Raw genomic sequence first — 8,714 nt, forward strand, 5'->3', positions numbered from 1 at the left:
TTGTAACCGTTAGCGTAACGGCTGGATGAGTGCAACCAAAGCTGCCGCGGTTTCTTTTAAGCGGCCTTTGGCATTTGTTGCATCTATAGGTTCTAACCAACCAAAACCGTCTGATTCGTAGCGTGGGAAGACGTGCATATGATAATGGGTTAGATCATTGAACTTTCCGTTGTTTTGAAGGATGGTAATGCCTTCCGGTTGAAAATGAGATTTTAGCAGCTTAGCGAGGAATCTAGATGTACGCATAATAACTGTTGCCGTAACCTCATCTAAGTCATCGACATCGTGAAAATGCTTCTTAGGCAGGATCAGTATGTGACCTTCATTTAATGGGGCGATATCAAGAATGCAAGTGACCCGATCATTTTCATAAATAATATTAGTTTCAATCTCTTTATTGGCTAGCTGGCAACCTAGACAGGTACGTTCGGGCACCTTTCTTCCCCCTTAGTAAGACGGCTAAAGCAGCGAATGCCCGGACTGCCGTTTCTCGTTTATAAGACCTTTAACTCGCCGTTCCGGAAGTAATAGATATCCTCTCTTTTGAAGCCGTACGCTCCGTTCGCATGCTTAATGTGCGGCTCAAACGTAAAGAAAGCCGCTTCTCCAATCTTCCTCGTATTCCCTCGTTCAAAATAACTTCTTTCCTCTTTATGAAATTCAATGGTATGTCCGAGGTTTCCAGCGAAATCGAGGTTCACGTAACCGAGTTGTTGGATCGCCCGGTTCATATGGAGATAGACTTCCTCAAAGGTCTTTTCTGGCTCAACATACGCTTTAAACAAACGGCGAAGCTGCTTCTCTGTATGTAACCCATGCCCAAACTCGTCTGCAAAAGAGTTATGTTGGCATTGAAGCTGAATTTCATCGACCGCACTACCCTCGATCACAATAAAGGTACGGGCATAGTCTCCCCAGAATGCGTTGATCTCCGGACTCAGATCGACCGTCACAATGTCGTTCTTGCCTACTTTTTGCTCCGACGGCCGGTAATCCCTCCCTGATTCAGAAATGTTTGTTCTCGTTCCCACATGAACGAAAGCCCCGATATTGTAGTACCAAAACCGCTCAACCCCTTTTTGCCTTAAAATATCCTCCGCTTTCATTACGATTTCACGTTCAGTTATTCCCTCTTTAATGAAAGTCCCTAGTTCTTTCATCGAACTTTTTGCAATCGATTGAACATAAAGATAGTCCGAGAAGTGCTTCACAAGTTACCTCCACCTGGGTTAAACTTTGTAACTTTCATAATTGAAGCTTTTCTTTAATTCACACCGCAACTTCATTTGCACTCAAAATCGAGTTGTTTATTCTAATGTAATTCTCCCTTGTTAACTCACCTTCTTCTGAATTTAATCTTTGTTTTTCCATCGAAGTTAATAAATTCCGTTCAGACCATTCAATGTTTCTCTTCGTAGGCTTATGCTCCAGTCTTAGTGGAGTTTTATTGCGGTTAAGTCTTACATCTAAATCCGCCTCAAGCTCCACGAAATAAATCTCTAGAAACAGTGGATATCAGATCCTCCAATGAACCAATGCACTGTTCGACTTCATCTAAATGATAAAATGTACTTGTCGTTCCAAAATCGTTGATATCATGTGTTGGGGAGTATAAGTATATTTTCTTTTTAGTTCCTAGAGCAATTCCTAACTCCACATGGCTGCCTTTCCCAGCAGGCATCATTACAATTACTATATCTGCCTCCAAGACTCCTGCCAATTCTTCTTGGCCAATCTCGCGGAGTTTCGAAATTGAATCCACCTTTGAGTGCTTTGTCCAATCGTAAGTCTGTATAAAGTCACGAGATTTCAAAACCTCTGCAACGACCCGAACATTATCTTCATTTCTGAGACTGGATGCTATGTAAAATTTCATGTCCTTTCCCCAATCCGATATACTATCGTTCGCCGTTAGAACAAGGTAGCTCAATAAAGATTTACCTTTTATCAGCTACCACAAAAAGGTAATCACCAAGATCACTACTGTAACGATCTAGGATATCATGAATTCGTCCACTTTCAATATCACTTTTTAGTCGGGTGCAGCCAACGCTAATCTCTTCTTTTGATGCCAAATTAGCAAAGGTTGATATTCCTGAACGTACTTTCGGGTTCAGGTACATGTTTGGTTCATGTTTGCCGCTGTAAAGGAAAAAGTCCTGTAAGCTCGGTTGAATTAAGAATGTTTCTAGCCCCTCGATTTTAAACCCAGCTCTCTTTAGATAATCCACTACGTCCGAAACTCTTGGCATTTGATTGCAAGAATCAATCATCGTCTTGGGAAAGTATTCTTTTAACCAATACCGTTCCATTTGGTCTGGAGAAGAAGTGAAAATAACGAATCTCCCTTTATCTAAAACTCTGTGCACTTGTTGGAATGCATTCAATAAATCCTTAAAATGATGTATCGCTAAAATACAGGTTGCCCCGTAAAACTCTCCGTTTGTATACGGCAAATCAATAACATCCGCTTGATCCCAAACAACATGATTTGATTTGCTGCGCGCTTTATTGAGCATTTCCTCCGATATATCCGTCCCCGTCATATTAAGCCCCAATTCTGATAGAGCGACCGTATAATTACCGGTCCCACAAGCAACATCAACAATTTTTGAATCATCAAAAACCTGCAGGTGGTTCATTAACCGTCGGGTAATTTCTGAATCTGCTTTACGTGATGTGTCATACTCTATTCCAATTACATCGTATAACGCCATATGGGAATCAGACCCTCTCTCTACAGCTAGTTTAACAACATATTACTATAAACTAGGAATCCTGGCGGATAGACCATTGCGTCAAACTGCCAAATACCTCAATAAAAGAAAAAGAGCTCCATTGGATTGTCATGTTGTTCATCCTCAATAAGTTGATTGTTTAATACAGCAAGATTGTCCAAATCGTTATCAGAGCAAATTCGAATTGTTATTTGATTCATTTTTGACACCCCAGTATTAGATCGACATCATGGAGTATTCGCTTAATGGTTAAATTATCCTGCAAAATCGCCAATAGGGGACCTTGGCGCTGGCAATGACGCGGTTGCGCGACAGCCACTCGCGTCCTGCCGCTTTACCCGTTCGGCACGTAGTAGCTGTACGATTTGTACGCGTTCTTCGTCCGAATCGGCGTGCCGCGAAAAAGTCCGTTCGCGGTCGATGCTGCCCGCGTGATCATTTGATTGCTCAGCTCGACTACCGCATCGGAAGCTTCAACCTCTTCGAGAGGCCAAAACCTCAGTTCGGAGATTTCGCGCTCATCCCTCGCGGGCGTCCCGCTTACGTTCTGCATCTCAAACACGAAATAGACGCTCGATAGGGTACCGCCGTCGCCGCTTGCTTGCACGCCGGTCCGCACGCCTGCCAAACGTCCGGCCGACGCCGCAAGGCCGGTCTCTTCCTTAAACTCGCGCTCTGCAGCCTCCTCGATGGATTCGCCGGCTTCGACGAAGCCTCCCGGCAGCATCCACATGCCTTTGTTCCGTCCGTAGTCGATTCGGACCAGCAGGACGCGGCCATGCTCGAAATAAATTCCGCCAGCCGCCGCTTGCCATACGTTTTCACGCATCGGCATCATCTCCTTAACAAGACTTTCCCCAACTATAACGCCATCAGGGAAAATATAGAAATATCGGTAACCAATATCGGCATAGGCGCAAGCTATAATGCGTAAAAACGGATTGTCCTTAACCCACAAGCCGTCTATAATAATGGAAAATATGTGGAGGAAAAGCGTAGAGGTACGCCTAACAATCCTGCGGGGAGGTACGACAATGACGGCCTACGAAAAACCAAGCTTGAACGAGGAAAATGTAGCGCGGCTGCTGGAGGAATTGTACGGCATGCTGATAGAGGACGTATCCCCGGTCGGGGGCGGCAATTTGAGCAGCGTATTTTTTTTCCAAAAGGGCGGTAATGCCTTCGTCATTCGTTTCAGCGATTTGGAAGGCGCGTATGCGCGGGAACGCTGCGTTTCTCGCCTGCTGGCGTCCCAAGGGGTGCCGTATCCGAAAGCGCTGGAAGAAGGGCGGTACGGAAGCTTGACGTATTCGGTCTCGGAGCGCCTGCCGGGCGGCATGCTCGCGGATTTGCCGGATGCGCAAAAGGGTTCGCTGCTGCCCGATCTGGTCCGCGTCGTCACGAAGATGAACTTTGCCGACGTCGCCCGGACGAGGGGCTTCGGCTGGCTGGACGCCGACGGGAACGGAACGTACGATACTTGGCAGCAGTATATTGCCGACTTTTACAAGGAAGACCAGACGGGAACCTTCTGGGAAAATTGGACGGACCTGTTCCGTTCGACCTGCCTGGAGAAGGAGGTATTCGACGAGTGCTACGCGCGGCTGATGGCTTTCGCGCCGTATAACGCGCCGCACCGGCATTTTGTCCATAACGATTGCCATGCCTGGAATATGCTGACGGACGGCCGGTCAATTACCGGCATTATCGACGCCAACGGCCTGTACGGCGATTTTCTCATCGATCTGTCGATTGCGGAGACGGCGGTGCCCGGGCATGACGTCATCGCGGCTTTTCGGGAATACCATGACCGGCAGGGGATCGCGGTGCCCGATTTCAAGGAAAGAATGCTAGGCGCCCGTTACTACAAAGGGCTCGACGCGATGCGCTTCTACGCGAAGATGGGCTGGCAGGACGCTTACCGGCATACGCGCGACCGACTGCTGTATTTGACGAATTAGCTTTATGTGGTGTAGTACGGTACGTGCTGCGGGTTATAATGGTAATAAAAAAGCGCTGGGGAGGTAAGCGGTATGGATTGGAATTACTACAATACATTCATTACGGTATCGCCGGATTGCCCGGCGGAGTTCGGCACGGTGCCGCCGGACAAGAAGGACGGGCGGACCAAGCCGGGACTGGAGTACGAGCTTGCGGCCGGGCATCCGTACGGCTATACGCAGGAGGAAATGCTCTACGAGGTTCACGTCCGTCATAAAGGCTATTCGCCCGAAGTTCTGGCTGAGAAGGGAGAGGAAATCCGGGCGGAATTTTTTTCGAAGCCGAAGGCGTGCTTCCGGGCGTCGATGCTGCCGAAGAAATACGGCTGGGGCGTCCATTTCAACGAGGAGGGCAAAATGGCGCTCGTCCCGATGGAGTCGGAAGCCTACCACCGGTTCGCGAGCAACGAGGAAGGGAAGCTGAAGGTCGTGCCCGGAATGAGAAGCAGCAAAAAATAGCGGGCGCCGGATAGGCGGCATGCCATCCTTTTATCGCCGAAAGAAATTATAGGCATTTTGGACTATGAAAAAATAGTCGCATTTTGTCGATTAATGTCTTATCACGATGAGGTGGAGTGGATGGCATGGGGGTATTTCGGAAGCTTTCGTTAACGGTCAAATTTATTTCGATCGTCGGTTTGGTCATTGCGATGGTGTTCGGCTCGATGTTGCTCGTCAATCTGGGACAATTGAAGACGGTCAGCGTCGCGAACGGGGAGCTGTCGGCGGAAATGGCCGGCAAGGAGTACGCGGCGAAGTTCATGGACGAGATGCGTAGCTGGGAATCCGCATTGGCGGCGCTGGGTACGGTATTGGAACAGTCGAGAAAGCGGCGGGACCTCTCCCGGGAGGAAGTTGTGTCGCTGCTGAGGGGCGTTCTGGAGAAACGGCATGGGGCATTTGGACTGTACACGCTGTGGGAGCCGAATGCGTTCGACGGCAACGATGCGGCGAACCGGAACAAAGCCGTCTACGATGACGGTACGGGACGATTCCTTCCCTATCTGTTCATGGACAACGGGAAGGTTGCGGCGGAGCCGCTAAAGGACTACGAGACGCAAGGCGCCGGCGACTATTATTTGCTCGCGAAGGAGAGCAAGAAGCTGACCTACATGGAGCCGTATACGTATGAAGCCGCCGGCCAGCAAATCGAAATGATGTCCGTGGTCCAGCCTATCGTGGATGAATCCGGCGCCTTCCTCGGCATCGTCGGCGTGGATCTGTCGCTGACCTACCTGCAGGAGGAGGCAATGAAGTACGAGCCGCTCGGAGGATATGTCTCGCTTATCGCCCCAAGCGGCATATACGCGGCGAATCCGAACGATCCGGAATCCGTCCTGAAGCCGTACGGGGATAATCCGGAGAAGGAAGCGTTATGGCGGCAGGTGACGAGCGAGGGCGTCCTGAAGGGCTACACGATGAACTCGAAGGGGCAAGAGGTGCTGCGGACGTTCGAGCCGATCCGCATGCCGGGCAGCGATCAAACGTGGTATACGCAAGCGGCGGTGGAAGAGGCGACGATAATGGAAACGTATACGGAGGCGAGAATGGCTTCGGTCCTTGCGGTCGTCGCGGCGATTCTCGTGCTGGGCGCGATACTGGCCCTGTTGGTGTGGCGGATGGTCATAACGCCGCTGCGCGCGTTATCCGGGAAGTTGCAGTTGATGGCCGGAGGCGATCTCACGCAGCGGCTCGAGGTTCGGACCGGCGACGAATTTGGCCGAATGGCGGAGCATTTCAACGCGATGTCGGTCAAGCTTCGCGCGATGCTGCAGCTCGTCTCGGAGCTTTCCGCGGCGGTCGGGGCGACGAGCCGGCAGTTGACGGCAAGCGCGGAGCAGACCGGCCAAGCGGCGGAGACGATCGCGGAGTCGATCAGCCGGGTCGCCGAAGGGGCGCTGCATCAGAACGATTACGCGGCGGAGTCCTCGCAGGCGATGAACGAGATGGCGACGGGCGTGAAGCGAATTGCCGACTCCTCGTCCGCCGTATCCGAATCGGCATACGAAGTCGCCGAACAGACGAAGCGGGGCGGCATCCGGCTGCGGGAGGCGGCCGGCCAGATGGAGGAGCTGCAAAGCTCGGTCGAAGAGACGGGCGCGGCGATTGTCCGGCTTGGAGAGCGGTCCGCCGCCATCGGCGGCATGATCGATCTGATTACGAACATCAGCACGCAGACGAATTTGCTCGCCTTGAACGCGGCGATCGAAGCGTCCAGAGTCGGCGAGCACGGCAAAGGCTTCGCCGTCGTCGCGGCCGAGATCCGCAAGCTGGCCGATCAGACGAAGCAGGCCGCCGACCAGGTGACGGAGCTTGTCGAGCACGTGCAGAGCGACACGGGTGAAGCCTCGCGGGCGATGGCTGCCGGCAAGGCGAAGGTGGAGCAGGGCGTGAAGAGCGTGACGGACAGCGGGCTCTTGTTCGCCGCGATCCTGACGGAGATGACGCAGGTGAACGGGCAGATCCAGGAGGTGTCCGCAGCCGCGCAGCAAATGACGGCCGGCACGGAGCAAATATCCGCGAGCGTCGCGCAGCTCGCGGGGCTGGCGTCGGAGGCATCCGCCGATGCTCAGAGCGTCGCCGCGGCTTCGGAGGAGCAGCTCGCTTCCATGGAGGAGATCACCTCCTCGGCCGAAGCGCTGAGCGAGATGGTGCAGGAGCTGCTGGAGCGGCTGTCGCATTTTAAAGTGTAAAACGGTATAATCGGTATGACGAAGAACGTCCTTTGGCCCATGCGGCCGAAGGGCGTTTTTTTGTTTATCGCGGAACGCGAAACAAGCTTGCGTAGCCGCATACTGACGGGAACGGGCTGCGAATTGTGTAGCCGACGCCTCGGGCGGAAGGTTAGACATTACACCATTACATTTACGGTAAGGAGGCTGGAGAGATTGGACTTTGAGATCGCGCACGAGGAGTTTATTCGGCGGCATGCGGACAGGAGGAGCGGCGAGCGGAAGGGCAGGCTGCTGAGAGGGCATCAATACGCGGAGAAGCTGCTTTTGCGAAACGTATGGTGGCCGCTGTTCGGCAGCTTCGACCATTTGCACCCGGAATACGAGATTTTCGACTGGAACCGGAAGTCGCAGTTTTTGGATTTCGCGTTCCTGCCGGCATACGGAAAATTCGGCATCGAATGCGACGGCTATCAGAGCCACGTGAAGGATATGGACAGGGAGCGGTTCAGCTATTCGCTCAATCGGGAAAATTTTTTGACGGGCATGGGCTGGCGGATGGTGCATTTTTCGTTCGACGACGTGCAGAACAGGCCGGAAATATGCCGCTCCATGCTGCAACTGATCGTCGGTCCGCATCTGATGAAGAACGCCGGTGCCGCGGATGCATCGGCCGGGGAGAAGGAGGTGCTGCGGCTGGCTTGGTCGCTGGGCAGAAGGGTCAGACCCATCGATGTGACGGCGCGACTCGGAATGGACTTCCGCACGGCCCGCAAACGGCTGCAGGCTATGGTCGGCAAAGGGTGGCTTCAGCCTGTACCAAGCGGAAGGGGCGTTCTGTATTACGAGCTGAAGGAGGGCACGCTGGATTATTTGTTGTAGCGGTTCGGAGGGGATCGGGCTGGCATTGGTGTAACTGGACCGGCTCATGCTCATTGACGCGACTTCGCGGCTTGGTCGGTCCTGCCGTTTAATATGACGGAGGAGGGAGACGGGAGATCGTGACGGGAGAACGCCGTTTGAATGGATTTCATCCAGTCAAATGGCTGGCTAGTCGAGGTAGGAGCAGGTTTGGGTGGAAAAAATCCAATCAAAATAGCCATTTCCGGCCAAAAGGCTGGGAAATGGCCGATTTGATTGGATAAAATCCAATCAAACGGGGAAGCGGCACGGTGCGAGGCGTTTTGACTGTATGAACTACAGTCAAAAGATGTATATATACTCGGCTGAATGAGGTGGTGTAATCGTTTAAAGTAACTAAAGGATGTGAATGGGAGAGGGGGACTGAATTTGTTTAACGGCAT

Annotated in this window: 9 protein-coding genes and 1 pseudogene; 4 read left to right on the plus strand and 6 right to left on the minus strand. The window is 52.1% G+C overall.

Translation table 11 applies throughout. The annotated features are described in order from the left end of the window. Positions 1-9: 9 nt before the first annotated feature. From IDH41_RS18830 to IDH41_RS18855, 6 genes and pseudogenes are all read right to left on the minus strand, one after another. Positions 10-435, minus strand: a complete 426-nt coding sequence (locus tag IDH41_RS18830; protein ID WP_190863742.1) for an HIT family protein — start codon at positions 433-435, stop codon at positions 10-12. 59 nt (positions 436-494) lie between these two features. Then, on the minus strand, positions 495-1,211 hold the full coding sequence (locus IDH41_RS18835; RefSeq protein WP_190863744.1) for a M24 family metallopeptidase: 717 nt from the start codon (positions 1,209-1,211) through the stop codon (positions 495-497). Between the two features lie 58 nt (positions 1,212-1,269). Beyond that, positions 1,270-1,497: pseudogene (locus IDH41_RS18840) on the minus strand (shikimate kinase); the annotation flags it as partial. After that, entirely contained in the window at positions 1,478-1,876 is a 399-nt protein-coding gene (locus IDH41_RS18845) for a nucleoside 2-deoxyribosyltransferase (protein ID WP_190863746.1), read from the minus strand. The gene IDH41_RS18845 and the pseudogene IDH41_RS18840, both read right to left, overlap by 20 nt. Before the next feature lie 61 nt (positions 1,877-1,937). Then, the gene (locus IDH41_RS18850; RefSeq protein ID WP_190863748.1) at positions 1,938-2,717 is read right to left on the minus strand and encodes a class I SAM-dependent methyltransferase; all 780 of its coding nucleotides are present in this window, start codon (positions 2,715-2,717) and stop codon (positions 1,938-1,940) included. Between the two features lie 355 nt (positions 2,718-3,072). After that, positions 3,073-3,567: an NUDIX domain-containing protein gene (locus IDH41_RS18855; protein WP_190863749.1), complete on the minus strand. Its 495-nt coding sequence runs from the start codon at positions 3,565-3,567 to the stop codon at positions 3,073-3,075. 205 nt (positions 3,568-3,772) lie between these two features. Between IDH41_RS18855 and IDH41_RS18860 the strand changes: the two genes are divergently transcribed. The 4 genes from IDH41_RS18860 to IDH41_RS18875 all read left to right on the plus strand — a co-directional run bounded on the left by IDH41_RS18860 (position 3,773) and on the right by IDH41_RS18875 (position 8,292). Further along, the gene (locus IDH41_RS18860) at positions 3,773-4,699 is read left to right on the plus strand and encodes a phosphotransferase family protein (protein WP_190863752.1); all 927 of its coding nucleotides are present in this window, start codon (positions 3,773-3,775) and stop codon (positions 4,697-4,699) included. Between the two features lie 72 nt (positions 4,700-4,771). Then, a complete protein-coding gene (locus tag IDH41_RS18865; RefSeq protein WP_190863754.1) occupies positions 4,772-5,197 on the plus strand; it encodes a DUF6157 family protein in 426 nt (141 codons plus the stop codon). Between the two features lie 125 nt (positions 5,198-5,322). Next, positions 5,323-7,431 (plus strand): methyl-accepting chemotaxis protein, encoded by a 2,109-nt coding sequence (locus tag IDH41_RS18870; RefSeq protein ID WP_190863756.1) that lies wholly within the window; start codon positions 5,323-5,325, stop codon positions 7,429-7,431. 195 nt (positions 7,432-7,626) lie between these two features. After that, positions 7,627-8,292 (plus strand): PDDEXK family nuclease, encoded by a 666-nt coding sequence (locus IDH41_RS18875; protein WP_190863758.1) that lies wholly within the window; start codon positions 7,627-7,629, stop codon positions 8,290-8,292. The last annotated feature ends 422 nt before the right edge of the window (positions 8,293-8,714 follow it).

The organism is Paenibacillus arenilitoris, assembly GCF_014705655.1.
Taxonomy (GTDB): Bacteria; Bacillota; Bacilli; order Paenibacillales; family Paenibacillaceae; genus Pristimantibacillus; species Pristimantibacillus arenilitoris.